The organism is Profundibacterium mesophilum KAUST100406-0324 (genome assembly GCF_009835145.1).
GTDB lineage: Bacteria > Pseudomonadota > Alphaproteobacteria > Rhodobacterales > Rhodobacteraceae > Profundibacterium > Profundibacterium mesophilum.
Window position 1 is genome coordinate 35,754 of sequence record NZ_APKE01000010.1, and the last position, 26,112, is coordinate 61,865.

The following is a 26,112-nucleotide window of genomic DNA, read 5'->3' on the forward strand; positions in this document are numbered from 1 at the left end:
CGTAGCATTGCAAAGGCCTGATAAACGGCCGGTTTGGGCCGGTCACGACAGGCGCGTCCATGCTGCGGCTGCGAAGGCGGCCGCAGCGCGGGTGCTTTTGACGGTCAACGCGCGGCGCTTTCGGCGCGGGAAATCGGAAGCTGGATCGAGATGCTCGCACCTTCCGCCCGTGGTTCGATGACGAGACGTCCCCCATAGCGTTTGGCGATAGCCTCCGTGATCGAGAGCCCGAGGCCGCTGCCACTCGACGGCCCGATCTGGCCGAAGCGCTTCAAGGCCGTATCCGTGTCATCGGGCGACAGGCCGATGCCGTCATCTATGACGCGGACCACCGCCATGTTTGATTCACGTAGTAGCGCAACCCGAACCGAGTGTAGGCCTGGCCCGCCATGGCGACGGGCATTGTCGATAAGATTTTTGACTGCTTCGCCCGCGTGGACTGGGTCCATTCGGACCGGCAATGCAGGCGCGCTTGCCGCCAGCTCGAAATCCAGCCCTGCTTCAAGCGCCGCGGCACCCTCGAACGCGCAGATTTCCTCGATCTCGACAATGAGGTCGATTTCCGGAACCTCGTTCTCAGGCGTGGCGTAGCGCAGCCTCTCGAGCGACAGGAGCTGTTCCGTGAGCCGAACCGACCGGCGGGCGGCCTCGACAACCGCATCGAGCCGCTGGTCGCGTTCGGCGGGCTCGCCCGCATCCCGTGCGGTCTGTGCCAGAGACAAAGTCGCGGTGGCCGGGTTGCGCAGCTGGTGCGCCGCGTCAGAGACGAAGGCTTGATGCGCTGCAATGCTATCGCGCATCTGGCTGATCAACCGGTTCAGCGTGGCGACGATCCCGGCGACTTCGGGCGGCACCGCGCGCCGGATCGGGGTCAGATCGTCGGGCGAGCGCAGCGCGATCGCGGCTTCCAGGTCAGTGAGTGGACGCAGGCCGCGCGCCACGCCGAACCACATCAGACCCGCGAGCACGACGAGCAATGCCCCCATCGTTCTGAGCGAACGCAGCGCCTGTGCCCGGGCGAAGGCATGACGCTCGGCGGTGCGCTGCCAGACTGTCATTCGCGACTCTCCGGTCAGGTTGCCCAGCGTGCTGCGTTCGACCAGCTGCAAGATCCGCACCTCTTCGCCACGGTAGCTCCCTTTGCCAAAGACGATCGGTCCTTCGGTCGCGTCCTCGGCACGAGGCGGGTAGGCGTAGCCGGTGATATAGACGCCGTCGGGGCCGGTAACGTGGTAGAACACTTCGCCGCCCGAGACATCGTTGAGGAGGTCGCGCGTTGCCGGGGTGAGCGCGTCGCCGCCCGAGATCGTGACATCGCGCGAGATCGCCAACGCCGTGGCCAGCAGTGACCGGTCGAAGATCTCCTCGGCGGTGGACTGCGCTACGGAGTAGCGCCACACCCCCAGCGCCACCGCGACGAGTACCAGCGGCACCAGCGTCAGGGCGAGCAGTCGGACGCGCAGTGAAGCCGGACGCCTCATGCGAGGTCGAGCATGTAGCCCAGACCGCGCGCGGTCTTGATCGTCACGCCATGCGGGGCAAGGCGGCGGCGCAGCCGCGAGACATGCGGCTCTATCGCGGTGTCGTCGACATCGGCCCCGACGCCATAGACGTGATCGGTGAGCCGGGCCTTCGACACCAGTCGCCCGCGTCCCTCGAGCAGGCATTCGAACAGCGCCAGTTCGCGACGGGGCAGATCGAGCGGGCCGTCTGTCGTGCCGAGCGTCCTTGCCTGGCGATCGAAGCGCAAGGGGCCGATGGTCTCCGTCACTCCGTAATCGAGGTCGCGACGCCGCGAGAGAGCACGGATGCGTGCCTCCAGCTCGTCCATTTCGAAGGGCTTCACGAGGTAGTCGTCGGCGCCCGCATCGAGGCCGCGCACCCGGTCGGCGGTGTCGCCACGCGCGGTCAGCATCAACACCGGAGTGCCATCGCCGCGCGCCCGCATGGCACGCAGAACTTCAATCCCATCCATGCTCGGCAGGTTGATGTCGAGTACCACGAGATCGGCGCCCTCGGCCGTCAGATGCGCAGCCGCCTCGCGACCGTCGGCCAGCAGATCGGTCGAATGACCGCGATCGCGCAGGCGGTAGGCTATGGCGTTCGCCAGCCCCTCGTTATCCTCGACGATGACAATTCTCATTTCATTGCAAGCTTCGTGCAAGGTTGGTGCGCCATGATGCTTGGGTTCGGGGGCAAGGTGAAGCCCCCGTAGGCGCCGGTGGCGGGGAGGAGCCCGATCGCCGGCACCCGAACATTTGGGAGGACGACATGACGAAATTCACGCGCGCCGCGCTTGCGGCGCTTCTCGCCGCCACCCCCTTCGCCGCGACCGCCGAGACCGATCTCTCGGGCGAGACCGTGGAATGGGTGATCCCCTTCTCCGAAACCGGCGGCTCGGCCAAATGGGCGAACTTCTTCGCGCCGCTTCTGTCCGAGGCGCTGCCCGGCCAGCCCACTGTTGTGGTGAAGTTCATGCCCGGCGCCGGTTCGACCAAGGGCGCCAACTGGTTCCATGAGCAGGAAAACGGCGACGGCACCCTGATCTTTGGCTCCTCTGGTTCGACCCAGTTCCCCTATTTGCTGAACGACCCGCGCGTGCGCTACGAATACAATGACTGGGAGCCGGTGATGGCCACCGGCACCGGCGGCGTCGCCTATCTGGAGCCCGAGGCAGGCGCCAAGTTCGACGGTTCGGCCAATGCGCTGCAGGACATAGACTTCATTTACGGCAGCCAGGGCGCGACACGCCTCGACCTCGTTCCGCTTTTGGCTTGGGAAATGCTCGGCATGAACGTGGAGCCGGTCTTCGGCATCAAGGGGCGCGGTGACGGGCGCCTGATGTTCGAGCGCGGCGAGGCCAATATCGATTACCAGACCACATCGGGCTATCTGGGCGGCTCGGCCGATCTGGTCGAGCAGGGCCAGGCAGTCGCGATGATGACCTGGGGCGCGCTCGACGAGGACGGCAACATCGTCCGCGACCCGACCTTCCCCGACCTGCCGACCTTCAAGGAGGTCTGCGAGGCGACCGAGGGCTGCGAGACGAGCGGCGAGGCGTGGGACGCCTGGAAGGCCTTCTTCGTCGCGGGCTTCCCGGTGCAGAAACTGGCCTTCCTGCCCAAGGGCACCGATCAGGAGGTGATCGATACCTATGTCGCGGCCTTCGAGACGGTGCGGAACCGCGATGATTTCGAACAGATCTCCTCGCAGACCGTAGGCGAATACCCGGTCTTCGTCGGCGAGGGCGCCCAGCGCGCGCTGGAGCAGGCGACATCGGTGCCGCAGGGAGCCAAGGATTACGTGAAGACTTGGTTGCGCGACTCCTACGGCGTCGAGCTCGAGGGCTGAGGCCTTCGCAGGCGTCCCGCTCTCTCTCCCCCTTCGGGGCGGGGCGCCCCACATTTTCCATTCCTGACATGTGAAAGCGACCCTCATGGAGATGATCGCAACGGCCCTGCCTGCGCTCGGGCAGGCCTGGGCTCTGATACTGCAGCCCATGGTTCTCGGCTATCTGGTGCTGGGCGTGGTGATGGGCCTCGCGGTCGGCGTGTTTCCCGGTCTCGGCGGCATCGCCGGCCTGTCTCTTCTTTTGCCCTTCATGTTCGGCATGGACCCGGTGCTCGGTCTCGCGCTGATGATTGGCATGGTGGCGGTGGTGCCGACCTCCGACACCTTCGCCTCGGTCCTCATGGGCATCCCCGGCTCTTCGGCAAGTCAGGCCACCGTGCTTGACGGTTTTCCCATGGCCAAGCGCGGCGAGGCGGCGCGGGCGCTCTCTGCGGCTTTCACCTCCTCGCTCTTCGGGGGGCTGGTGGGCGCGGCCTTCCTGACCTTGTTCATCCTCGTGGCGCGGCCGATCGTGCTTGCCTTCGGTCTGCCCGAGATGCTGATGATCACCGTCTTCGGCCTCTCGATGGTGGCGATCCTCGCGGGCCGTGTCGCGCTCAAAGGCGTGGCCGCGGCTGGCCTCGGTCTGCTCATCGGCACGATCGGCGAAGCGGATGCCGGCGGCTCGCTGCGCATGTCGACCTATGACATCCCCTATCTGATCGACGGGCTGCAGCTCGTCATCGTGGGCCTCGGTATCTTCGCGATCCCCGAGATCGTTTCGCTGCTGCGTCAGGACCGCGCCATCTCGCAGGATGCGAACCTCGGTGCCGGCTGGGCAGATGGGGTACGAGACTGGTTCGCCAACAAGTGGCTCTCGGTACGCTGCTCGATCATCGGTGTGGTGGTCGGGGTGATTCCGGGCCTGGGCGGCTCGGTTGTCGACTGGATCGCCTATGGCCATACGGTGCAAAGCACACGCGACACCTCCGAGTTCGGCCTCGGCAATGTGCGCGGCGTTATCGGACCGGAAAGCTCGAACAACGCCAAGGAGGGCGGGGGGCTTGTACCGACGCTGCTGTTCGGCATTCCCGGCTCGGGCTCAATGGCAATCTTCATCGGCGCGATCGCGCTCCTGGGCTCGGGCGACATCGAGGTCGGGCCGTCGATGCTGCGCGACAATCTCGACATCACCTATTCTATCGTCTGGCTACTGGCGCTGGCTAACGTAGTCGGGACGCTCCTGTGCATCGCGGCCTCGGGCGGCATCGCCCGGCTCACCACGATCCGCTTCACCTATCTCGCACCTTTCCTGTTCATGCTGATCGCCTTCGCGGCGTTCCAGTCGGGGCAGAATTTCGAAGACCTGCTGGCGCTCTTCGCGATCGGCCTGATCGGCGTCTTCCTGCGCCGCTTCGACTGGTCCCGCCCGGCCTTCCTGATCGGCTTCGTGCTGTCGAATCCGATCGAGAAATTCTCGAACCAAGCGGTGCAGATCGCATCCTTCCGCTTCCGCAAGAGCTTTGAGGAGGGGATGGAGTACGTCTTCTCGCCCATCGTGATCGTGCTGATCGTGATCACCGTGCTTTCGGTTGTATTCGGCCTGCGCCAGGCCAAGGCGATCGCCGCCGAGGGCGAGGTGCCGACCGGCTCCAAGCGTGCGCCGGTGGCCTTCCTTCTGCTGATCATGGGCTATGTCGTTGCCGCGCTGATCAACGCCAACGCCATCCCCGACTACAACATGACCGACAAGATCGTGCCGCTGGTGGTGGGCGGCGTGACGCTCGCGGCCTGTCTCATGCTCATGGTGCAGATGATGCGCAGGCCCGAGAGCGACGCAGTCTTCGCCGACAAGGAAATGGCGGGCGAAGATGCCGACGCGCCGCACGGGCTTTGGGGCACGCTCGCTTGGTTCGCTGGGCTGATCGCCGCGACATGGGTGGTGGGCTTCATCCTCGCGCTGGTGGGCTTCCTTCTCGCCTTTTTCCGCATCCGTGCGGGCTGCGGCTGGGGCAAGACGCTTCTGCTCTCGGCGGCTGGCGTCGGCTTCATGTGCCTGATGGCCAGCGCCCTCAACCGCGACTTTCCGCCGGGGCTGCTGCAGGACGCCTTCGATCTTCCTTGGCCGCTGCGCTGACACCTTGGCCCGGCCCGAACGGGCCGGACGGATTCACGACAAATCGGACATGACCTCATGACTCAGATCGGCATTCCCTTTCTATTTCTGCGCGGAGGCACGTCGCGCGGGCCGTATTTTCGGCGCGCGGACCTGCCCGAGGATCGCGAGACCCTGGCGCAGGTTCTCATCGCGGCGCTGGGTGCGGGGCATCCGCATAACATCGACGGCATCGGCGGCGGCGCGGCAATCACCACCAAGGTGGCGATGCTGTCGGCCTCCGAGGACGACTGGGCCGATGTGGACTACTTTTTCGCGCAGGTCGCGGTCGAGGAGCGGCTCGTGGATTTCAAGCCGACCTGCGGCAACATCCTGTCGGGCGTGGGTCCCGCCGCGATCGAGATGGGGCTGGTGCCGGTGACCGGCGAGGTCACCGAGGTGAAGATCCGCGCGGTGAACACCGGGGCGCAGGTGGTGGCGCGGGTGATGACGCCGGGCGGCCAGCTTTCCTATGACGGCGATGCGCGGATCGCCGGGGTGCCGGGCAGCGCCGCGCCAGTGGAGTTGAGCTTTCGCGGTGTAGTCGGCTCGGCGACCGGGGCCTTTCTGCCCACCGGGCAGCTGCGCGACGAGATCGACGGCATCGAGGTCACCTGCATGGACGTCGCCATGCCGATGGTGATCGGCCGGGCCGCCGATTTCGGGGTGACGGGTTACGAGAGCGCGGTCGCGCTCGACGCCGACCGCGACCTCTTTGCGCGGATCGAGGCGGTGCGGCTGGAAGCCGGGCGGCGCATGGGGCTGGGCGACGTGGCGAAGTCGGTGACGCCGAAATTCGGGCTTCTGGCCCCGGCACGGGACGGCGGCAGCATCGCCACGCGTTACTTCATGCCGTGGAACACACATCCCTCCATGGCGGTGACCGGCGCGCAATGTCTCGCCTCCTGCGCACTGACCCCGGGCACGGTGGCCGACGGTCTGCTCGAACGTCCCGCGCGATCGCCCGCGAACGTGGTGCTGGAACATGCTTCGGGCACGATCGATGTGCTGGTCGAATATTCCACCGAAGGCGGCTTTACCCTCGAGGCAGCCGGGCTCTTGCGCACCGCCCGAAAGCTCGCCGAAGGTACGGTCTTCGTGCCGCAAATGGTCTGGGACGGCGCAAGGTAGACAAACGCATGAAGGTCCACATCCTCGACGATTGGTTCGACACGCTGCGCGGGTTGCCGTGCTACTCCAAGCTCGGAGGTCATGACGTCGCCGTCTGGACGGATCACGTCGACGATGTGGAGGAACTGGCCCATCGACTGCGCGGGGCCGAAGCGCTGGTCCTGTTCCGCGAACGTACGAAGATCACCCGCGATCTGCTGGAGCGTTTGCCGAAGCTTGAGTTGATTTCGCAGCGCAGCGTCTATCCGCATGTCGATGTCGGGGCTTGCACCGATCACGGCGTGCTATTGTGTTCGAACATGCACGCCGACACGCCCTCCTATGCCGCGGCCGAGCTGACTTGGGGGCTGATCCTCTCGGCGATGCGCCAGATCCCGCAGCAGATGGCCTCCACCAGGACAGGACACTGGCAGATCGGTGTCGGCAAGACGCTGCGCGGGCGCAGACTCGGCCTCTACGGCTACGGGCGGATCGCGAAGACCGTCGCGGGCTATGCCGAGGCTTTTGGAATGGAGGTGGTCTGGTGGGCGTCTGAGGAAGGTCGGGCGCGGGTCGAGGCCGATGGCGCGCGGCTGGCGACAAGTCGCGCGGCCTTCTTCTCCGAAAGCGACGTGATCTCGCTGCATGTCCGGCTGAAGCCCAACACACGTGGCATCGTCACGTTCGACGACCTGTCAGAGATGCAGCCCGGCGCGGTTCTGGTGAACACCTCGCGTGCAGGGCTGATCGCGTCCGGCGCGTTGCTTGCAGCGCTCGATCGCGGTCGTCCCGGCATGGCGGCGATCGACGTGTTCGATCATGAGCCGATGACCGACCCCGACGATCCGCTGCTCGCGCATCCGAACCTGATCTGCACCCCACATATCGGCTTCGTCACCGAAGACGAGTTCGAGCTGCAATTTGCGGACATCTTCGACCAGATCGTGGCCTATGCCGCCGGCATGCCGATCAACGTGATCAACCCCGAGGCCCGGCCCGGCGCTTGATCCCGGCAATCACCGGCGCGCCGGTGATCACCAGCACGATCCGGGTCAGGTGATGGGCGATGACATAGCCCAGATCCGCCCCGGCGACGATCGCCAGAACCGTCATCTCGGCCTGTCCGCCGGGCGCGAAGGCCAGGAAAGCATCGACCCCTTCCGCGAGATCGAGCCACGTCACCAGCGATGAAACCATCGCCGCCAGTGCCGCCAGCACCACCACATAGGCGGCACCCGCCGCAACGTCGCGGCCCAGTTCGCGCATCGTGACGCCCACGAAATGCACGCCGATACCGCAGCCGATCAGGAACTGCGCCACGAGGATCGCCTCGGCGGGCGGGCGCGAATGCACCAATCCCGAAAGCGCCAGCGCGGCGGTCACGATCATCGGCCCGAGGATAGAGGCGCCGAACAGGCCGATCCGCTCGCCACCCTTCCAGCCGATCCATGCGGCGGCGGCCATCAGGGCCAGCTCGACCAGCGGCAGCGCCGCCACCGGTGCGCCGATCGGGTTGGACAGGCTGCTGCCGTAGAGCTGCGTCAGCAACACCGGCGCCAGCGTGACGATGAAAAGAACCCGCGTTGCGTGAATCAGCGACAGGGCCCGCGCGTCGCCGCCCGCCTCGATACCGAAGATCACCATGTCCTGCAGCCCGCCCGGCATCGCCGCGTAATAGGCCGTGGCACCGTCGAACCCCCAGACGCGCCTGAAGAACGGCACGCCCACCGCGCCGATCACGGCGATGAAGATCGGGACCAGCGCGATCGATACAGCCATCTCGGGCAACCGCGCCAGCACGGCCGGGGTGATCGAAGCCCCGACCGCGACGCCGAGGATCGTGCGCCCCGCGACCGAAACCTGCCCGAAGCCCTGAAGCGGCAGACCGATCAGGGCCGAAAGGAGGCAGGCGCACATCGGGCCGAACAAGAATGGCAGCGGCAGGCCCGTGGCGTGGAAGGCCAGCGTGCCAATCCCTGCAACAACAGCCGTCAGGGCGATCCGCGCAAAGGGCGGAAGTGGGGGGCGAGGCATCGGAAACTCCGCGTTGACTCGTTCTGCATCCAGTTGTATCCACCTGTATGCAATTTGCAAGGGAGCGTCATGACGATGTGTGAGGAGGATCGCGGGGACGGGCAGGGCGGCACTGCTTACCGCCGCCTGCTCGAAGAGATCCGGGCTGGGCGGCTGGCGGCCGGCGACCGGCTGCGCGAGACCGAACTGGCCGAGCGGCTGGGCGTTAGCCGCACACCTGTACGCGAGGCGATCCGCCAGCTCGAGGCGGACGGTTTGGTGACCCACGTACCTCGGCAGGGTGCGAGCGTGCGCGGGCTCGACTATGCCGAGGTGATGGAGCTCTACGAGATGCGCGCGGTGCTCGAAGGAACGGCGGCCCGGCTTGCGACCCGCGCGGCATCTCAGATCGAGCTCGACGAGCTGGCCGCGCTCAACGAGGAACTGGTCCGCGCGGGCGCATCGCCCGAGGCCTTCGACCTGAACCGGCAATTCCACGCGGCTCTTCTCGACGCCGCAAAGAACCGTTTTCTCAGCCGCTCGATCCAAGGGCTGCAGAAGGCGTTGATGATCCTCGGGCCGACGACGCTCACCGCGCCCGAGCGGGCCGAGCGCGCGGTGGAGGAGCACTCTGCAGTGCTCGACGCGCTGATGGCGCGCGATGGTCTACGCGCCGAAGCCGCGATGCGCGCCCATATCGAGGCCGCCCAACGGGTCCGTGTGCGTGCTGTTCGCGCTAGGGCTGCCCCGCTCGATGATGGGGACATGTTATGATGGACACGCCAGACATTGTGGTGATCGGCGGTGGCAACGCCGCGCTCTGCGCCGCTATCGAGGCGGCGGAGGCGGGCGCGCGGGTGTTGATCCTGGAAGCTGCGCCCAAGCCCTATCGCGGCGGCAATTCGCGCCACACCCGCAACTTCCGCTGCATGCATGACGGCCCGCTCTCGGTACTGGTCGATGCCTATGAAGAGGAAGAATACGTCGCCGACCTGATGAAGGTGACCGGCGGCCACACCGACGAGGGGCTCGCCCGCCTTGCCATCCGATCCTCGCAGGAGTGCCTGCCCTGGATGGAGGCTCATGGCGTGCGGTTCCAGCCTTCGCTCTCGGGCACCCTAAGTCTCGCGCGGACCAATGCCTTCTTCATGGGCGGCGGCAAGAGCCTCGTGAACGCCTATTACCGCACCATCGGAAGATTGGGCGTCGAGGTGCGATACGACGCGCATGTCACCCATCTCGAGCTCGAGGGCGACCGCATTACGCGCGTCGATTTCGACCATGAAGGCGGGTCCCACAGCCTGTCGCCCCGCGCCGTGGTCGTGGCCTCCGGTGGGTTTCAGGCTGACCGCAACTGGCTCGCGCGGGCTTGGGGGCCGGCGGCAAAGAACTTCCTGATCCGCGGCACGCCCTATAATCGCGGCGTCGTGCTGGCCGACCTGCTGGCGCAGGAGGTGGCCTCGGTCGGCGACCCGACCCAGTGCCACGCGGTGGCCATCGACGGCCGCGCACCGCTTTACGATGGCGGCATCGTCACCCGGCTCGACTGCGTGCCGTTCTCCATCGTAGTCAACAAGGATGGCGAACGTTTCTACGACGAGGGCGAGGATGTCTGGCCCAAGCGCTATGCGATCTGGGGCCGTCTTGTCGCAGCACAGCCCGATCAGGTCGGCCATGTCATCATCGACGCCAAGTCGATCAATCTTTTCATGCCCTCGGTCTTTCCGCCGCTGAAAGCGGACAGCATCGAGGATCTGGCCGAGATGATGGGGCTGTCCGCCGGGAAGGTCGCCGCCACGGTGGCCGATTTCAACGCCGCTTGCGGCGATACCTCGAGCTTCAGCCCGATGGAACTCGACGGCGTGTCCACCACCGGGCTCACCCCGCCCAAGACCAACTGGGCGCGCCCGATCATCGAGCCGCCCTTCTACGGCTATTCACTCAGGACCGGCGTCACCTTCACCTATCTCGGGCTCAAGGTCGACGAACGCGCGCAGTGCGCCACCGCCGGGGGACCCATTCGCAACCTCTGGGCCGCGGGCGAGACCATGGCGGGCTCGATCCTGGGCCAAGGCTATCTCGCCGGTTTCGGCATGACCATCGGAACCGTCTTCGGACGCATCGCAGGCAAGGAGGCCGCCGCATATGCAAATGCAGCCTGAATTCGTCGAAGAGGCCCGCCGCCAGGCCGAGATCTGCAACGCCTGCCGCTACTGCGAAGGCTACTGCGCGGTGTTCCCGGCGCTGCAGGCCGAGCGCGCCTTCGCGGAGGCCGACCTGACCCAACTCGCCAACCTCTGCCACAACTGCCGCAACTGCTACCACGCCTGCCAGTACACCGCGCCGCACGAGTTCGACCTGAACTTGCCCAAGGCGCTGGCGGAGTTACGGCATGACAGCTGGGACGCCTTCGCTTGGCCCGGGGGACTGGCGCGCGCCTTCCAGCGCAGCGGCACGATGATCGCCGCCGCCTGTGTGCTGGGCTTCGCGGCTCTTTTCCTCGCCGCCCGCGCCCTGCCGGCCGATGGCGAGGGATTCTACGCGGTGCTCTCGCACAACGCCATGGTCGCGATCTTCGCGCCGGCTTTTCTGCTGCCCTTGCTGAGCCTCGCGGTCAGCCTGCGCCGCTATTGGAGCCATGTTGGCGGCGGGCGGATTACGCTGGGGCATTTGCGCCACGCCTTCGGTTCGGCTGCTAAGATGCGTAACCTCGCAGGTGGGCATGGCGACGGCTGCAATTTCGAGGATGAAGACCGTTTCAGCCAGGCGCGGCGGCAGGCCCATACCGCCGTGCTGGTAGGCTTCTTGCTATGCTTCGCCTCGACCTCTTCGGGCACCGTACTGCATTATATCTTCGACGCGCCTGCTCCGTATAGCCTCTGGTCGCTGCCCAAGCTTCTGGGCGTGCCTGGCGGGCTCCTGCTCGGCGCCGGGGCGCTCTGGCTGGCGGCGCTCAAGTTCAGGGCCGATCCCGAGTTGGGCGCACCGCGCGCTTGGGGCGGGGAAATGGGCTTCGTTCTGCTTTTGGCTTTCGTCGCTTGGAGCGGGCTGGGACTTTGGCTATTGCGTGATAGCGCGGCGTTGGCACTGATCCTCGCGCTGCATCTGGGTAGCGTTTTGGCTTTCTTCTTGCTGATGCCATTTACCAAGATGGCCCATGGTTTCTATCGGCTGACCGCGCTAGTCCGCGATGCGCAGCGGCTTGAGGCGCGCTGAGCAGGCGGGCACTCAGGCCAGCGGCAGTATCGCTTCGAATCGTGCGCCCGGCATGCCGGGCACCAGTCGCACCGTGCCGCCATGCGCCAAGGCCGCGTCGCGCGCGATCGCCAGGCCGAGTCCGCAACCAGTGCCACCGCCAACTTCCGCGCAAAAGACCCTGTCGAACACCCGTTCACGCAGGTCGGTCGGGATGCCGGGGCCGTCATCCTCCACGCCGAGGGAGGCGGCCTTGGCGGTGAAGTCCATTGCCACCGCGATTTCGCTGTCCCGCGGGGCGCCATGGATCATGGCGTTGTCGAGCAGACTGGCGAGCATCTCTTCGGCCAGCACCCGGCCATGTATGGATGCGTTCCTGCCAGAGTGAGCGGGTTTTCCGCGCTAGAACCGAAGCTTTGCTGCGGCCTTTCCGATCGCTCGGGATGGGCGGTTCGGACCTTCGCCGCAGGTGCGTGATGATCGACAGAGCGTAATGGAAGGCGGTCATTCGCCACGAGGCGGGGAGGGCAATCCCTCCGAACCCTTACGGCGGTGTTCTTCACTGCGGGAGCGATCAACAGGGCGCGCGATCGGGATTGTCGGTATCCGCAGCCCTTCGTGCGGCGGTGAGGTGAATGCCCAGAATTTGGGCATTGCAGGCCGCCACTGGCTCTTGCTGCGGCTAATGGCGGGACTTCAACCTTCAGTGACCTTTTTTGTCTGGTGTATCATCTCCTCAGCGGACAATCGAAGCCCATGGTCCAAGCTCTTTCCATCGTCATTGTCGAACCAGATCCAGACCGGGCGCGGCTGATTGTCGATGCTCTGGCGGACGGTATGGACTATGAAATCCATGTCGTGGCCGAGCGCTCATCGCTGGCGCGGCAGATCGTCCAGGTCAAACCGGACCTCGTTCTGGTGGATGTGGCCGATCCCTCTCGCGACATCATCGAAGAACTCACTTTGGCCAGCGGACCGTTGGAGCGCCCCGTCGCCCTCTTCGTCGACCGCAGCGATGCCGGCCTCTCGACCGCGGCAATCGAGGCGGGGCTGTCGGCTTACGTCGTCGACGGTCTGACAGCCTCCCGGGTCAGGCCCGTGCTCGATGCCGCTATCGCGCGGTTTCACTTGATGCAACGCATGCGGGCCGAGCTGGACGAAACCAAACGTGCCCTGGAGGATAGAAAGGTCATCGACCGGGCCAAGGGCCTGCTCATGCGCGTGCGCGGGATCACCGAAGACGAGGCCTATGCCCTGCTGCGCAAGACGGCCATGGATCAGAACAAGCGGCTGGCCGATGTGGCCGGGGCGTTGGTCACGGCGGCAAAGTTGCTGGGATGAGGGTCACGACGCTGGACATCGGCTTCGTGCCGCTGGTGGATGCGGCCCCCTTGATCGTGGCACAAGAGATGGGGTTCGCCGCGGAGGAAGGGATCTCGCTTGCCCTGCGCCGCGCGCCGTCATGGTCGAGCGCACGCGATGCGCTTACCTTCGGGCAGGTGAACGCGGCGCATATGCTGGCCCCCGTTCCCGTTGCCATGGCGCTGGGTCTCGGCGGCGTCGGCGGCGCCCGTGTCGACGTGATCTCGGTCCTCTCGGTCAATGGGACCGTGGTGGGCATCAACACCGAGCTTGCCGCGCGGATGCACGCCGCGGGCTATCCTTTCGACTTTGCCGACGCGACCGCCGCCGGCCGCGCCTTGATCACCGCGGTCGAGGGGCCGCTCCGGATCGGCGTGCCGTTTCCGTTCTCGATGCATGCCGAGCTTGTCTTCTACTGGCTCTCGTCCCTCGGGTATCCCAGTCCGCAGAGCCTGATCGTGCGCACCGTGCCACCATCGCTGATGGCCGATGCGATCCGCGCCGGCGAGATCGACGCGTTCTGCGTGGGCGAGCCCTGGGGCTCGAAGGTCGTGGAGAGCGGCACGGGCCAGTTGCTGCTGCCGGGTGCGGCGATCTGGGCCCATGCGCCGGAAAAGGTGCTGGCGGTCCGCGGCGACTGGGCATCGTCCGAGCCCGAATTGTCGGGTCGCCTGATCCGGGCCGTCTGGCGCGCGGGACGGTGGCTGGACGATGCCGGCGGGCGCTCGCTTGCGGCGGAGCTCCTGGCGCGCCCCGAATACCTGGATATCAATTCTGAATTGATCGAGCGCGCGATGTCGGGACATCTGACGATCTCGGCCAATGGAGAGACGCGCGCGGTCGACAGGTTCATCGGCTTTCACGACGGCGCCGTCAGCTTTCCCTGGCGCAGCCAGGCCGCGTGGATCGGCGGACAGATCGCGGCCCGCACCGGGCTCGAGCGTGGCCGCGCGATGCGGGACGCGGCAGAGGTCTTCCGCAGCGACCTGCATCGCGGCGCCCTGGCCTCCACCGGGGGCGATCTTCCGGCGGCGTCGTTGCGGGTCGAAGGCGCGCTCGACACGGATGAGCGGGTGCCCTCCCAGCGCGGGGGCGATGTGAAACTGTGCCGGGATGCCTTCTTCGACGGCGCACGGTTCGATCCGAAATTCACATGATGCCTGCAAAACAGGCAGAGCCTCGCGATCGCGCTGCAATGCAGCGCAACCGGTCCGTATGACGTCCAAATCCCTTTAACTCCGGAAAGTGCTGGTGCATGTTCTGGATGTCGGCAGGCAACGGGGCCCGCCGCGACCGAACACCCGAACGACCGGGATGATGAGCAAAGCCGCTCGACCCTTCGCCAGACAGGCGAGGCGTGTCAGCGGCTTTTTTCGTGTTTGGCCGGCCCCGATGCCGGCTCCCAATGGGACGACACCATGAAACGAATTCTGATCGGCCTTGCGGCCACGACCATTCTCGCCAGCCCCGTCGCAGCGCAGATGCTGGAGCTCGAGAAGGACGAACTGACCCTCGGCTTCATCAAGTTGACCGACATGGCACCGCTCGCCATCGCCTACGAGCAGGGATATTTCCTGGACGAAGGCCTGTTCGTGACGCTGGAGGCCCAGGCGAACTGGAAGGTTCTGCTGGACGGCGTCATCGACGGCACGCTGGACGGCGCGCACATGCTGGCGGGCCAGCCGCTGGCCGCGACCATCGGCTACGGCACCGAGGCGCACATCATCACGCCTTTCTCGATGGACCTGAACGGCAACGGCATCACCGTGTCGAACGAAGTCTGGGAGATGATGAAGCCGAACATCCCCGAGAACGCCGACGGCTTGCCGCAACACCCGATTTCGGCCGAGGCGCTGGCTCCGGTGGTCGAGGAGTTCAACCAGAACGGCGAAGCCTTCAAAATGGGCATGGTCTTCCCGGTTTCGACCCACAATTACGAGCTGCGCTACTGGCTCGCGGCCGGCGGCTTGAACCCCGGTTTCTACGGCGACGGCGACGCGACGGGCCAGATCGACGCCGACGTTCTGCTGTCGGTCACGCCTCCGCCGCAGATGCCCTCGACCCTGGAGGCGGGGACCATCCACGGCTATTGCGTGGGCGAGCCGTGGAACCAGCAGGCAGTGTTCAAGGGAATCGGCGTTCCGGTCATCACCGACTTCGAGATCTGGAAGAATAACCCGGAGAAGGTCTTTGGCATCACCGCCGAGTTCGCCGAGGAAAACCCCAACACCACCCTGGCCCTGACCAAGGCGCTGATCCGCGCTGCGATCTGGCTGGACGAGAACAACAACGCCAACCGCGAAGAGGCGGTCGGGATCCTGTCGCGTCCCGAATATGTCGGCGCCGACGAAGAGGTCATCGCCGCGTCCATGACCGGCACGTTCGAGTACGAGAAAGGCGACGTGCGCGAGGTTCCCGACTTCAACGTCTTCTTCCGCTACAACGCCACCTATCCCTTCTACTCCGATGCGATTTGGTACCTGACCCAGATGCGCCGCTGGGGGCAGATCCCAGAAGCCAAGGACGACCGGTGGTATTTCGACACCGCCGAGTCCGTCTACCGCCCCGACATCTACCTTCAGGCCGCGCGGATGCTGGTGGATGACGGAATGGCGGCCGAAGACGGCTTCCCGTGGGAGACGGATGGCTACAAGGACCCGACGCCTGCCGAGGATATCATAGACGGGCTCGCCTATGACGGGCGCAGTCCCACCGCATATCTCGAAAGCCTGTCGATCGGTCTGAAGGACGGCCAGACCGTGACCGGCAGCGGCGTCGAAGGCTGACGCAACATCGGTGTGCCTTCGGGCGCACCGATCCCATCCCCGATTTTTAGTGAGACCGGAGCATCCCATGACCGCCGTCGATCCGAACAGCATCGAAGCCGAGCACCGCGAAGCGCGCCGCGCCGTGTGGTTCACCCGTATCAACAAGGCCGACGCGTGGTTCAATGTGTTGGGCCTGTCTTTCGTCACGCCGCTTCTGCGCGCGGTCGCGGGCGACAATCCGCGCGCGCAGGTGGGCGAGATCTGGCGTCTCCTGGGCGTCCCGCTTCTGGCCATCGCTGCGTTCGTGACACTTTGGGCCGTGCTGGCCCCACAGGTACAGACATCGCTGGGCGCCGTACCCGGTCCGGCGCAGGTCTGGTCCGAAGCGCGCGGCCTGCACGCCGACGCCGTGCGCACCGCGGAAAACCGCGCGCGGTTCCAGGAACAGGTCGCCGCCCTGAACGAACGGCGCATCGCCAATGGGCAGGAGGCCGTGGAACGCGCCTATACCGGCGCGCCGTCCTTCTATCAGCAGATCTGGACCTCCATCGGCACGGTCTTCTTCGGCTTCCTCGTCGCCACCGCCGTGGCTGTTCCCCTCGGCATCGCGGCGGGCCTGTCGCCCACCGCCAATGCGGCACTGAACCCAATCATCCAGATCTTCAAGCCGGTCAGCCCGCTGGCATGGCTGCCCATCGTCACCATGATCGTCTCGGCCGTCTATGCCACCAATGACGGGATTTTCGCCAAGTCGTTCCTGGTCTCGGCGATCACGGTCACGCTGTGTTCGCTCTGGCCCACGCTCATCAACACCGCGCTCGGCGTGGCGTCGATCGACAAGGATCTGGTCAACGTCTCGAAGGTGTTGAAGATGAACACCTATACCAAGATCACCAAGCTTGTGCTGCCCTCGGCCCTGCCGCTGATCTTCACCGGCCTGCGCCTGTCCCTGGGTGTCGGCTGGATGGTCCTGATCGCCGCCGAAATGCTGGCCCAGAACCCCGGTCTCGGCAAGTTCGTCTGGGACGAATTTCAGAACGGCAGCTCGTCGAGCCTCGCGCGGATCATGGTCGCGGTCTTCACCATCGGCATCATCGGCTTCCTGCTCGACCGGCTGATGTTCGCGATCCAGGCCGCCTTTACCTTCACGAACCAGCGGTGAGAAACATGGGCATCCTGACCTTCGAGAACCTGTCGAAAAGCTACGGCGAAACCCCCGTTCTGAAAAACATCGACCTGAACGTGTCCGAGGGAGAGTTCCTCGTTCTGCTGGGCTTCTCCGGCACCGGCAAGACGACGTTGATCAACCTCATGGCGGGGCTCGAGCGTCCCACCACCGGCAGGATCACCTTTCGCGGCACGCCCATCACCGGGCCCGGCCCCGAGCGGGGCGTGATCTTCCAAAACTATTCGCTGATGCCCTGGCTGACCGTGTCGGGCAACGTCCGCCTCGCCGTCGATACGGTGTTTCCGAAGATGGAGGCGGCTCAGAAGGAGGCCAAGGTCGCGCACTACGTCCGGATGGTGGGCCTGTCGCATGCGGCGCAGCGTCGCCCGGCCGAACTTTCGGGCGGCATGCGCCAGCGCGTCAACGTCGCGCGTGCGCTGGCCATGAACCCCGAAATGCTGCTGCTGGACGAGCCGCTCTCCGCGCTCGACGCGCTGACCCGTGCCAATCTCGCCGACGAGATCGAGGCGATCTGGACGCAGGAGAAACAGACCTGCGTGCTGATTACCAACGACGTGGACGAGGCCATCGTGCTGGCCGACCGGATCATCGCGCTGCGACCGGACGGCACGCTGGGACAGGAGTTCAAGGTGGACATTCCCCGCCCGCGCGACCGGGGCGAGATGAACCATCACAAGGGCTTCAAGCGCCTGCGCGCCGACGTCACCCGCTACCTGATGGATGCCGGGATCTCCCCCGACGCGGCGGGGTCCCGCAGTCTTCCCGACGTCACTGCGATCCATGACATGCCGAAAGCGCAGAAGGATGCCTCAAAGGGTCTGATCGACGAGCGGTTCCTGGATTTCAGCCAGCTTCACAAGATCTATCCAACGCCCAAGGGGCCGCTGACCGTGGTCGAGGATTTCGATCTCAAGGTGAACCGGGGCGAGTTCATCTCCCTCATCGGTCATTCGGGATGCGGCAAGTCCACGGTCCTGACCATGGCGGCAGGGCTCAACGATATCTCCAACGGCGCGATCAAGCTCGATGGCCGTCACGTCATGGGCGCCGACCCCGAGCGCGCCGTCGTGTTCCAGTCGCCGTCGCTGTTCCCTTGGCTGACCGCGAAGGAGAACGTCGCGATCGGTGTCGACAAGGTGTACCCCTCGGCCGGCCGCGCGGAGCGGCAGGAGGTCGTGGAATACTACCTCGAGCGTGTGGGTCTTGGCGACGCGATGGACAAACCCGCAGCCGATCTGTCCAACGGCATGAAACAGCGCGTGGGCATCGCGCGGGCTTTCGCGCTCAGCCCCAAGCTCCTGCTCCTGGACGAGCCCTTTGGCATGCTCGACAGCCTCACCCGCTGGGAACTCCAGGAAGTGCTGATGGAGGTCTGGGACCGCACCAAGGTCACCGCCATCTGCGTCACCCACGACGTGGATGAAGCCATCCTGCTGGCCGACCGCGTGGTGATGATGACCAACGGCCCTCAGGCCACCATCGGCAAGATCGTCGATGTGGACCTGCCGCGTCCCCGCACCCGCAAGGCCCTGCTGGAGCACCCCGATTATTACCTCTACCGCGAACAGGTGCTGAATTTCCTCGAAGAATACGAGCACGGCAATCCCGCCAAATCGACCGCCCCCGGCGGTGACCGGCAATCCCCTCCCGCCAAACCGGCGGTCGCAGCGGAGTGAGCGCGATGGAGATAGCGATGGACACGGTTGTGGAGCCAGCAAAGACATTCGTCGAGGTCGCCGAGATCTGGACACCCGAGGGTGACAGGCTCGTCCTGTCCGGCGGCGTCTACGGCGGGCATGACCGCTTTGCCGAAGCCTCCCGCGCAGAGAGCTTCGCCAAGGGGGAAGGCCTGCCCGGAAAAGCCTGGGCGGAGGCGCGGCCGGTCGTGTTGAAGGAGTTCGACGGCTCGTATTTCAGGCGCACCGAGGTCGCGAAAGAGGCTGGGCTGACCTGTGCCGTCGCGATCCCCGTCTTCGCGGGAAAGGCGCTCAGGGCGGTTCTGGTGGTCCTGTGTGCCGATGATGCCGAGCGGACTGGCGCGATCGAGGTCTGGTCCGAAGCTGAAGGCATTCTGAAGCTGGCCGATGGCTATTACGGGGCGGCCAGGCATTTCGAATGGGTCAGCCAGCACACGCAATTCCCGAAAGGTCAGGGCCTGCCCGGCGCTGTCTGGTCGGCGCAGACGCCGATCCTGATGCGCGATCTGGGATCGGGCTACCGGTTCGTACGGTCCGAATCCGCCGGGCAGGCCGGTCTGGCCATCGGCCTCGGCGTGCCGATCCCGGTGCCGGGCGGCAAGACATTCGTTTTGACCTTGCTGTCGGCCAGGGGCACGCCCATCGCGCGCCGGTTCGAGATCTGGGATGCCCGCGCCGGCAAGACCGCGAAGATGGTCGACGGCATCTGCGAGCGTGACGGCCCCTTGTGGGATCCCGAGAACGCGGGCCGCGAACGCGTGGCGAGCGTCTGGGAGGGCCCCGTCGGGCACGCGCTCGGCGGCGGTGTCCCCGTGGCCGAGACGGGTGCCGCGGCGAACGGCTACGCGATGATGGTTGCTCTGCCGATCCACCGGGGCGGCGAGCTGTCCCATGTCGTCGCCTGGTATTGCTGAGGAGCGAAAGATGGAAAGACTTGTTGTCATTGGCGCCGGCATGGCCTCCGGCCGCCTTCTGGAACACCTCTTCGAGGCTGATCCGGGCGCCTATCGGGTTACGCTGTTCAACGCCGAGCCGCGTGGAAACTACAATCGCATCATGCTCTCGCCGGTCCTGTCGGGCGAGAAAAGCTACGACGAGATCGTCACGCATGATGAGGACTGGTACGCTGGCCACGCCGTCACCTGTCGCTTCGGTGAACGCGTCATCGGAATCGACCGCGACCGCAAGGTGGTCGTCGGCGAGAAGGGCGAGGTGCCCTACGACAAGCTCGTGTTCGCCACCGGGTCGGATGCGTTCATCGTGCCATGTCCGGGCCACGACCTGGACGGGGTGATCGCCTATCGCGATCTGGACGATACCAACCGCATGATCGACACCGCGCCGGGCTCGCGCGCAATCGTCATCGGCGGTGGGCTTCTGGGTCTGGAGGCCGCAGCCGGGTTGCGGATGCGCGGGCTCGACGTCACGGTCCTGCATCTGGCCGGGCACTTGATGGAGCGTCAGCTGGACCCCGCCGCGGGCTATCTGCTGCGTGCGGATCTGGAACGCCGTGGCATCACGGTAATGACGCAGGCCTCGACCAGATGCATCAAGGGCGAGGGCCGCGTCGAGGCGGTCGAGCTTGAGGACGGGACGCTCTTGCCCGCCGACCTCGTGGTCATGGCTGTCGGCATCCGCCCCGCCGTGGCACTGGCGAAACAGGCGGGCCTTACGGTGAGGAAGGCCATCGAGGTCGACGCTCAGATGCGCACCTCGGACCCTTCGGTCTTCGCAGTGGGCGAGTGCATCGAGTTCGCAGGCCAGCTTTTCGGTCTCGTGGCCCCGCTCTACGAACAGGCCAAGGTCCTGGCGGCGACCTTGCTGGATGACGACGCGGCTTTCACGCCCAAGCAGCTTTCGACTAAGCTGAAGGTCACCGGCTGCGATCTCTTCAGCGCGGGCGACTTCGCCGAAGGGCCGGGACGCGAGGATATCGTCTTCCGCGACCCCGCGCGCGGGATCTACAAACGGCTGGTGGTCGAAGGCGACACGTTGGTCGGTGCCGTGATGTATGGCGATACCTCCGACGGCAACTGGTTCTTCGGCCTGATCCGCGACGGCACCGACATCACGGACATGCGCGAGACATTGATCTTCGGGCCCGCCTATCAGGGGGGGGCCGCAGCGGACCCTTTGGCCGCCGTTGCAGCCTTGCCGGCTGATGCAGAGATCTGCGGCTGCAACGGCGTATGCAAGGGGCAGATCACCGAGGCCATCGAAGGCGGGGCCACCGATCTCGGCGCGGTGCGCGCCACCACCAAGGCCAGCGCGTCCTGCGGCACCTGCACGGGGCTCGTGGAACAGGTTCTGGCCGTCACCTTGGGCGACAGTTTCCAACTGCCCGTCGCGCAACCCGTCTGCGGATGCACGGATCTCACCCACGAAGACCTGCGCCGCCTGATCAAGGCCCGCGAGCTGAAATCCCAACCCGCCGTCTGGCAGGAGCTTGGCTGGACCTCGCCCAACGGCTGCCACGTTTGCCGTCCGGCGGTGAACTTCTACCTGCTGGCCGACTGGCCGCTCGAGTATCAGGACGACCCGCAAAGCCGTTTCGTGAACGAACGCAAGCACGCCAACATCCAGAAGGACGGCACGTTCTCGGTCGTGCCGCGCATGTGGGGCGGGATCACCAGCGCGGCGGAACTGCGCGCCATCGCCGATGCCGCGGACAAGTACGGCGTGCCCACGGTGAAGGTGACCGGCGGCCAGCGCATCGACCTTCTGGGCGTGAAGGGAGAGGACCTGCCGGCCATGTGGGCGGATCTGAACGCCGCAGGTCTCGTGTCCGGCCACGCCTATTCCAAGGGCCTGCGCACCGTGAAGACCTGCGTCGGCACCGACCATTGCCGCTTCGGCACGCAGGACAGCACCGGCCTCGGCGTCCGGCTCGAAAAGCGGCTCTGGGGATCGTGGACCCCGCACAAGGTGAAGCTCGCGGTCTCCGGCTGCCCCCGCAACTGCGCGGAGGCGACGTGCAAGGATGTTGGCATCGTCTGTGTGGACTCGGGGTTCGAGATCGGCGTGGGCGGTGCGGCAGGCATGGACGTGAAAGAGGTGCAACCGTTGGTGAAGGTCGCCACCGAGGACGAGGCGGTGGAATGGACGGTCGCCTTCGTCCAGCTCTATCGCGAACACGCCAGGTATCTGGACCGGCCCTACAAGTGGCTCGCGAAGGTGAGCCTCGAATGGGTGCAACAGACTCTCGGTGATGGGGCCGAGCGCAAGGCACTCGTCGACCGCTTCGATCTGAGCCAGACGATCTACCAGACCGACCCATGGGCCGAATTGGCGGTGCGAGAGAAAGCCCGCGCCTTCGCCCCCATCGCAGACCTGACACTGGAGGCCGCGGAATGAACTGGATTGACATCGGCGCACTCGACGACGTTCCGCTGCGCGGCGCGCGCGTGGTGAAGACGCGGGTCGGTTGCGTGGCACTCTTTCGAACCGCTGAAACGGAGATCTTTGCCACCTCCAACACCTGCGCCCACAAGGGCGGACCGCTGAGCGAAGGCATCGTTCATGGTCGGCATGTGACTTGCCCCTTGCACAACTGGGTGTGGTCGCTGGAAACCGGAGAAGCGCAGGGCGCGGACGAGGGGCGTATTGCCACCTATCCCGTTCGGGTCGAGGACGGTCGCATCCTGATCGATGGCGCGCGCCTGGCGTCGCGGTCGGCCGCATGATGGCGCTCTCCCTCCGAAATCGGTCCCGGGGACTGCATTCTCTCTCTGCGGGCCGCTCATGACGATCCGGTCGACATGTCCCTATTGCGGGGTCGGATGTGGCGTTTTGCTGCAAGATGACGGTGCGGGCGGCCTGAATGTGTCGGGCGATCCCGACCACCCGGCCAACCGCGGCCGGCTGTGCTCGAAGGCCTCGGCGCTTGGCCAGACCGTGGGACATGCGGGCCGCCTGCTGGCCCCGCGCGTGAACGGAGTGGATACGGACTGGGACAGCGCCTTGGACCGCGTGGCCGACACATTCGCGCGCACGATTGCACGGCACGGCCCCGACAGCGTCGCCTTCTACGCCTCGGGCCAGATGCTGACCGAGGACTACTACGTCGCCAACAAGTTCATGAAGGGCTTTGTCGGAACCGCCAATATAGACACCAATTCGAGGCTCTGCATGGCCTCGACGGTGGCAGGACACAAACGCGCCTTCGGTACAGATACCGTGCCGGGCACCTACGAGGACCTGGATCAGGCCGATCTGGTGGTGCTGGTCGGCTCGAACCTGGCATGGTGCCACCCGATCCTGTATCAGCGCGTGCTGGCGGCCAGAGCCGCGCGCGGAACGAAGGTCGTCGTCATCGATCCGCGTCGGACGGCGACCTGTGACGGGGCCGACCTGCATCTGCCGCTCCGCATCGGCTCGGACGTGGCCCTCTTCAACGGTTTGCTTGCCGCAATCTACGAGGGCAACGCGGTCGATACAGCCTACGTCGCCCGGACCGATGGCTTCGATGATGCCCTGACGACCGCGCGCTGCTCGGAGATAGAACCGACGGGCCTGGACGTGGAGACGGTTCATGAATTCTTCCGCCTCTGGATCGGGACAGAACGGGTCGTCACCGTCTTCAGCCAGGGCGTGAACCAGTCCAGCAGCGGCACCGACAAGGTGAACGCGATCCTGAACTGCCATATCGCGACGGGCCGCATCGGCAAGCCCGGCATGGGGCCGTTCAGTGTCACCGGACAGCCCAACGCCATGGGCGGGCGCGAGGTTGGCGGGCTGGCCAATACCCTGGCCTGTCATCTGGATCTCGAAAATCCGGCGCATCGATCCGCCGTGCGCAAGTTCTGGGACGCGCCGCGCATCCCCGATGCACCCGGTCTGAAAGCTATCGACATGTTCAAGGCGGTGGCGGCGGGGCGGATCAAGGCATTGTGGATCATGCACACCAATCCCGCCGTCACGCTGCCCGACGCCGACGCCGTGCGCGCGGCAATCGCGGCCTGCGACTTTACCGTCGTCTCGGATATCACCGCGGCCACCGACACCGCGCGGCTGGCCGACGTGCTGCTGCCCGCCAGCGCCTGGGCCGAGAAGTCCGGGACGGTGACGAATTCCGACCGCACCATCTCGCGCCAGCGCGCGGCCTTGCCCGCTCCGGGCGCGGCGCGGCCCGACTGGTGGCACGTCACGCAGGTAGCCCGGCGGATGGGCTTCGCTCGAGCCTTCGACTACGACAGCCCTGCCGAGATCTTCCGCGAGCACGCCGCCCTGTCGGGGGTCGCGGGCGCTCTTGGACGCGATTTCGATATCTCGGGACTGTCGGACCTGTCCGATGGCGAATACGCCGCGCTATCGCCCACGCGCTGGCCGGTTGCGGCGAAGGGGGGCGGCCGCTTCTTCGCGGATGGCAGGTCTTTTCACGACACTGGCCGGATGCGCATGATCGCGGTGTCGTGGCGCGCGTCCGCCGCGAAACACGCGCGGCGCTTTCCGTTCCGTCTGAACACCGGGCGGGTGCGCGATCATTGGCACACGATGACCCGCACCGGAACGTCGCCGCGCCTGTCGGCCCACATCGCCGAACCGTTCGTCGAAATCCATCCGACGGATGCCGATGCGCTCGGGATCGGGCCGGATACGCTGGCCGAACTCTCGTCGCCGACGGGAACCGCCATCCTGCGCGCGACGATCACCGACGCGGTTCAGCCGGGCACGGTGTTCGCGCCGATCCACTGGACCGGCGAAACCGCACCGACCGGGCGCATCGACGCGCTCGTGGCGGACGTCACCGACCCACATTCCGGGCAGCCCGACAGCAAAGCCTCCTTCTGTGCGGTCCGTCCCTTCGCCGCGGCGTGGTACGGGTTCGCGGTCTCCTCCCGACGGGTCCACCCGGTCAGCGATTACTGGGCCGTGGCGCGCAGCGATGCGGGATGGCGGATGGAGCTTTCGGGACGCGCGGCCCCGACCGATTGGGAAGCCGATGCGCGCGCCCTGTTCGACCTGCCGAACGCCTCGGTGCAGATGCTGACCGACCCGGCGCGCGGCGTGGCGCGGTTCGCGTTCCACGACGGCGATCGGCTGATCGCGGCCCTGTTCGTGGCGCCGGAGCCCGTGGCGGTGATGCGCGATTACTTGACCGAGCTGCCCGCCGAGGACGTCCTGACGGGCCGCGCCCCGGCCGATCGGCCCGATCCCGGCCCGATCTTGTGTTCGTGTTTCGGCGTCGGGGTGAACACCATCCTGTCCGCCATCGAGAGCGATGGCCTGATGAGCGTGGACGCCGTCGGCGCGGCGCTTTCGGCGGGGACGAATTGCGGCTCCTGCCGGTCCGAGATCGCGGCCCTTCTGGAAAGGTCGCATATGGCCGAGGCCGCGGAATGAGCCTTGCGCCCTATGTCCGGATCCTTGCCCGCGGGCAGGGGCGCGCGCGCGGGTTCACCCAGGACGAGGCCGCCGAGGCGATGACGCTGATGCTGACCCCCGACGTTTCCCGCGAAGCCGTGGGTGCGATCCTGATGCTCTTGCGCATGAAGGGCGAAACGGCAGCCGAGATCGCCGGGTTCTCCTCTGCCGCCCGCGCCTCTCTGCCGTGCTGGACGGGGCCGCGCGCCGCGCTGGACTGGCCCAGCTACGCCGCGGGACGCACGCGCGGGCTGCCATGGTTCCTGCTTTCGGCCCGGCTGGTCGCCGATGCCGGCATCCCGGTGCTTCTGCACGGATGGAACGCCCACCAGGGAGCAGGGGCCGACCTGCGTGCGGCGCTGCCCACGGTGGGGGTCCGCTCCGCCGACAGCGTTCAGGTCGCGGGCGACCTGCTTACCCGCGACCGCATCGCGTACCTGCCACTCGAAAGCCTGTCGCCGCCGCTCATGGCGCTGCTTTGCCTGCGGGACGCGCTGGGTCTGCGGTCCTGCATCAATACCGTGTGCCGCATGTTGAACCCGGGGGGCGCCGAGACTGCCGTGCAGGGCGTCTTTCACCCACCCTACCGCGAGTTGCAGGCCGATGCCGGCCAGATGCTGGGTCTTAGGCAACTGACCGTTCTGAAAGGCGGCGGCGGCGAGTTCGAGCATCACCCGGCCAAGAACATCGAAACCTTCGGCCTCCGGAACGGTCAGCGTTGGACGGGTCTGACGGGCAAGCAACTTGCCGACCACCGTCGCCTGTCGGAAGGACCCCGCGACCCTTCCCTGCTGGCGCAGATCTGGCGCGGCGAGCGGCATGACCCCTTTGCCGAGGCCATCGTCGTGTCGACCGCCGCGCTGGCACTCGACACGGCGGGGGTCGCCGATCCCGAATCCAAGGCGCGCGACAGTGCCGCCTGAAGGAGAC

At 66.2% G+C, this 26,112-nt stretch carries 21 protein-coding genes; 17 read left to right on the top strand and 4 right to left on the bottom strand.

Annotated elements, in window-relative coordinates; translation table 11 throughout:
• Positions 1-104 precede the first annotated feature (104 nt).
• On the bottom strand, positions 105-1,481 hold the full coding sequence (locus PMES_RS03165; RefSeq protein WP_159964067.1) for a sensor histidine kinase: 1,377 nt from the start codon (positions 1,479-1,481) through the stop codon (positions 105-107).
• On the bottom strand, positions 1,478-2,143 hold the full coding sequence (locus tag PMES_RS03170; RefSeq protein ID WP_159964068.1) for a response regulator transcription factor: 666 nt from the start codon (positions 2,141-2,143) through the stop codon (positions 1,478-1,480). Before PMES_RS03170 ends, PMES_RS03165 begins: the two co-directional genes overlap by 4 nt.
• A gap of 128 nt (positions 2,144-2,271) precedes the next feature.
• Here PMES_RS03170 and PMES_RS03175 point away from each other — a divergent pair, with 128 nt between their 5' ends.
• The 4 genes from PMES_RS03175 to PMES_RS03190 all read left to right on the top strand — a co-directional run bounded on the left by PMES_RS03175 (position 2,272) and on the right by PMES_RS03190 (position 7,602).
• Positions 2,272-3,351: a type 2 periplasmic-binding domain-containing protein gene (locus tag PMES_RS03175; protein WP_159964069.1), complete on the top strand. Its 1,080-nt coding sequence runs from the start codon at positions 2,272-2,274 to the stop codon at positions 3,349-3,351.
• A gap of 85 nt (positions 3,352-3,436) precedes the next feature.
• Complete coding sequence (locus tag PMES_RS03180; protein ID WP_159964070.1) at positions 3,437-5,467, top strand: tripartite tricarboxylate transporter permease; 2,031 nt, start codon at positions 3,437-3,439, stop codon at positions 5,465-5,467.
• Between the two features lie 57 nt (positions 5,468-5,524).
• Entirely contained in the window at positions 5,525-6,616 is a 1,092-nt protein-coding gene (locus PMES_RS03185; protein WP_159964071.1) for a 4-oxalomesaconate tautomerase, read from the top strand.
• Between the two features lie 8 nt (positions 6,617-6,624).
• Positions 6,625-7,602, top strand: a complete 978-nt coding sequence (locus tag PMES_RS03190; protein ID WP_159964072.1) for a D-2-hydroxyacid dehydrogenase family protein — start codon at positions 6,625-6,627, stop codon at positions 7,600-7,602.
• Here PMES_RS03190 and PMES_RS03195 read toward each other — a convergent pair.
• Positions 7,574-8,629, bottom strand: a complete 1,056-nt coding sequence (locus PMES_RS03195) for an AbrB family transcriptional regulator (protein WP_159964073.1) — start codon at positions 8,627-8,629, stop codon at positions 7,574-7,576. The two genes, PMES_RS03190 and PMES_RS03195, sit on opposite strands and share 29 nt — an antisense overlap.
• 75 nt (positions 8,630-8,704) lie before the next feature.
• Here PMES_RS03195 and PMES_RS03200 point away from each other — a divergent pair, with 75 nt between their 5' ends.
• The 3 genes from PMES_RS03200 to tcuB are packed head-to-tail and all read left to right on the top strand — an operon-like array spanning position 8,705 to position 11,824.
• Positions 8,705-9,382 carry a GntR family transcriptional regulator gene (locus PMES_RS03200; protein ID WP_159964249.1) on the top strand — a complete coding sequence of 226 codons (678 nt, stop codon included), beginning with the start codon at positions 8,705-8,707 and terminating at the stop codon, positions 9,380-9,382.
• Entirely contained in the window at positions 9,379-10,770 is a 1,392-nt protein-coding gene (gene tcuA / locus PMES_RS03205) for an FAD-dependent tricarballylate dehydrogenase TcuA (RefSeq protein WP_159964074.1), read from the top strand. The genes PMES_RS03200 and tcuA overlap by 4 nt, the downstream gene beginning before the upstream one ends.
• A complete protein-coding gene (tcuB, locus tag PMES_RS03210; protein WP_328809145.1) occupies positions 10,754-11,824 on the top strand; it encodes a tricarballylate utilization 4Fe-4S protein TcuB in 1,071 nt (356 codons plus the stop codon). The genes tcuA and tcuB overlap by 17 nt, the downstream gene beginning before the upstream one ends.
• 12 nt (positions 11,825-11,836) lie before the next feature.
• On the opposite strand, the gene PMES_RS03215 is transcribed toward tcuB, so the two are convergent.
• Positions 11,837-12,142, bottom strand: coding sequence for an ATP-binding protein (locus PMES_RS03215; RefSeq protein WP_159964075.1), 306 nt, complete (start codon positions 12,140-12,142; stop codon positions 11,837-11,839).
• A 417-nt stretch (positions 12,143-12,559) separates the two neighbouring features.
• On the opposite strand from PMES_RS03215, the gene PMES_RS03220 reads away from it, so the two are divergent.
• From PMES_RS03220 to PMES_RS03265, 10 genes are all read left to right on the top strand, one after another.
• Positions 12,560-13,144, top strand: a complete 585-nt coding sequence (locus tag PMES_RS03220; RefSeq protein ID WP_159964076.1) for an ANTAR domain-containing response regulator — start codon at positions 12,560-12,562, stop codon at positions 13,142-13,144.
• Positions 13,141-14,322, top strand: coding sequence for an ABC transporter substrate-binding protein (locus PMES_RS03225; RefSeq protein ID WP_159964077.1), 1,182 nt, complete (start codon positions 13,141-13,143; stop codon positions 14,320-14,322). The genes PMES_RS03220 and PMES_RS03225 overlap by 4 nt, the downstream gene beginning before the upstream one ends.
• Positions 14,323-14,583: 261 nt before the next feature.
• A complete protein-coding gene (locus PMES_RS03230; RefSeq protein ID WP_159964078.1) occupies positions 14,584-15,951 on the top strand; it encodes a CmpA/NrtA family ABC transporter substrate-binding protein in 1,368 nt (455 codons plus the stop codon).
• A gap of 67 nt (positions 15,952-16,018) precedes the next feature.
• A complete protein-coding gene (locus tag PMES_RS03235; protein ID WP_159964079.1) occupies positions 16,019-17,095 on the top strand; it encodes an ABC transporter permease in 1,077 nt (358 codons plus the stop codon).
• Between the two features lie 5 nt (positions 17,096-17,100).
• Entirely contained in the window at positions 17,101-18,798 is a 1,698-nt protein-coding gene (locus tag PMES_RS03240) for an ABC transporter ATP-binding protein (protein WP_201288946.1), read from the top strand.
• 17 nt (positions 18,799-18,815) lie between these two features.
• Entirely contained in the window at positions 18,816-19,733 is a 918-nt protein-coding gene (locus PMES_RS03245; RefSeq protein ID WP_159964081.1) for a GAF domain-containing protein, read from the top strand.
• Between the two features lie 10 nt (positions 19,734-19,743).
• The gene (nirB, locus tag PMES_RS03250; protein WP_159964082.1) at positions 19,744-22,173 is read left to right on the top strand and encodes a nitrite reductase large subunit NirB; all 2,430 of its coding nucleotides are present in this window, start codon (positions 19,744-19,746) and stop codon (positions 22,171-22,173) included.
• On the top strand, positions 22,170-22,502 hold the full coding sequence (gene nirD, locus PMES_RS03255; RefSeq protein ID WP_159964083.1) for a nitrite reductase small subunit NirD: 333 nt from the start codon (positions 22,170-22,172) through the stop codon (positions 22,500-22,502). The genes nirB and nirD overlap by 4 nt, the downstream gene beginning before the upstream one ends.
• Positions 22,503-22,560: 58 nt before the next feature.
• Complete coding sequence (locus PMES_RS03260; RefSeq protein ID WP_159964084.1) at positions 22,561-25,161, top strand: nitrate reductase; 2,601 nt, start codon at positions 22,561-22,563, stop codon at positions 25,159-25,161.
• The gene (locus PMES_RS03265; protein WP_159964085.1) at positions 25,158-26,105 is read left to right on the top strand and encodes a glycosyl transferase family protein; all 948 of its coding nucleotides are present in this window, start codon (positions 25,158-25,160) and stop codon (positions 26,103-26,105) included. Before PMES_RS03260 ends, PMES_RS03265 begins: the two co-directional genes overlap by 4 nt.
• Positions 26,106-26,112 lie beyond the last annotated feature (7 nt).

Excerpts from the sequence above, each read along its gene's own strand:
- PMES_RS03235 (WP_159964079.1), top strand. The coding sequence starts at position 16,019 with ATGACCGCCGTCGATCCGAACAGCATCGAAGCCGAGCACCGCGAAGCG.
- PMES_RS03215 (WP_159964075.1), bottom strand. The coding sequence starts at position 12,142 with ATGCTCGCCAGTCTGCTCGACAACGCCATGATCCATGGCGCCCCGCGG.
- PMES_RS03230 (WP_159964078.1), top strand. The coding sequence starts at position 14,584 with ATGAAACGAATTCTGATCGGCCTTGCGGCCACGACCATTCTCGCCAGC.
- PMES_RS03260 (WP_159964084.1), top strand. The coding sequence starts at position 22,561 with ATGACGATCCGGTCGACATGTCCCTATTGCGGGGTCGGATGTGGCGTT.
- PMES_RS03185 (WP_159964071.1), top strand. The coding sequence starts at position 5,525 with ATGACTCAGATCGGCATTCCCTTTCTATTTCTGCGCGGAGGCACGTCG.
- nirB (WP_159964082.1), top strand. The coding sequence starts at position 19,744 with ATGGAAAGACTTGTTGTCATTGGCGCCGGCATGGCCTCCGGCCGCCTT.
- PMES_RS03225 (WP_159964077.1), top strand. The coding sequence starts at position 13,141 with ATGAGGGTCACGACGCTGGACATCGGCTTCGTGCCGCTGGTGGATGCG.
- tcuA (WP_159964074.1), top strand. The coding sequence starts at position 9,379 with ATGATGGACACGCCAGACATTGTGGTGATCGGCGGTGGCAACGCCGCG.
- PMES_RS03240 (WP_201288946.1), top strand. The coding sequence starts at position 17,101 with ATGGGCATCCTGACCTTCGAGAACCTGTCGAAAAGCTACGGCGAAACC.
- PMES_RS03265 (WP_159964085.1), top strand. The coding sequence starts at position 25,158 with ATGAGCCTTGCGCCCTATGTCCGGATCCTTGCCCGCGGGCAGGGGCGC.
- nirD (WP_159964083.1), top strand. The coding sequence starts at position 22,170 with ATGAACTGGATTGACATCGGCGCACTCGACGACGTTCCGCTGCGCGGC.
- tcuB (WP_328809145.1), top strand. The coding sequence starts at position 10,754 with ATGCAAATGCAGCCTGAATTCGTCGAAGAGGCCCGCCGCCAGGCCGAG.
- PMES_RS03190 (WP_159964072.1), top strand. The coding sequence starts at position 6,625 with ATGAAGGTCCACATCCTCGACGATTGGTTCGACACGCTGCGCGGGTTG.
- PMES_RS03165 (WP_159964067.1), bottom strand. The coding sequence starts at position 1,481 with ATGAGGCGTCCGGCTTCACTGCGCGTCCGACTGCTCGCCCTGACGCTG.
- PMES_RS03200 (WP_159964249.1), top strand. The coding sequence starts at position 8,705 with ATGTGTGAGGAGGATCGCGGGGACGGGCAGGGCGGCACTGCTTACCGC.
- PMES_RS03170 (WP_159964068.1), bottom strand. The coding sequence starts at position 2,143 with ATGAGAATTGTCATCGTCGAGGATAACGAGGGGCTGGCGAACGCCATA.
- PMES_RS03180 (WP_159964070.1), top strand. The coding sequence starts at position 3,437 with ATGGAGATGATCGCAACGGCCCTGCCTGCGCTCGGGCAGGCCTGGGCT.
- PMES_RS03220 (WP_159964076.1), top strand. The coding sequence starts at position 12,560 with ATGGTCCAAGCTCTTTCCATCGTCATTGTCGAACCAGATCCAGACCGG.
- PMES_RS03245 (WP_159964081.1), top strand. The coding sequence starts at position 18,816 with ATGGACACGGTTGTGGAGCCAGCAAAGACATTCGTCGAGGTCGCCGAG.
- PMES_RS03175 (WP_159964069.1), top strand. The coding sequence starts at position 2,272 with ATGACGAAATTCACGCGCGCCGCGCTTGCGGCGCTTCTCGCCGCCACC.
- PMES_RS03195 (WP_159964073.1), bottom strand. The coding sequence starts at position 8,629 with ATGCCTCGCCCCCCACTTCCGCCCTTTGCGCGGATCGCCCTGACGGCT.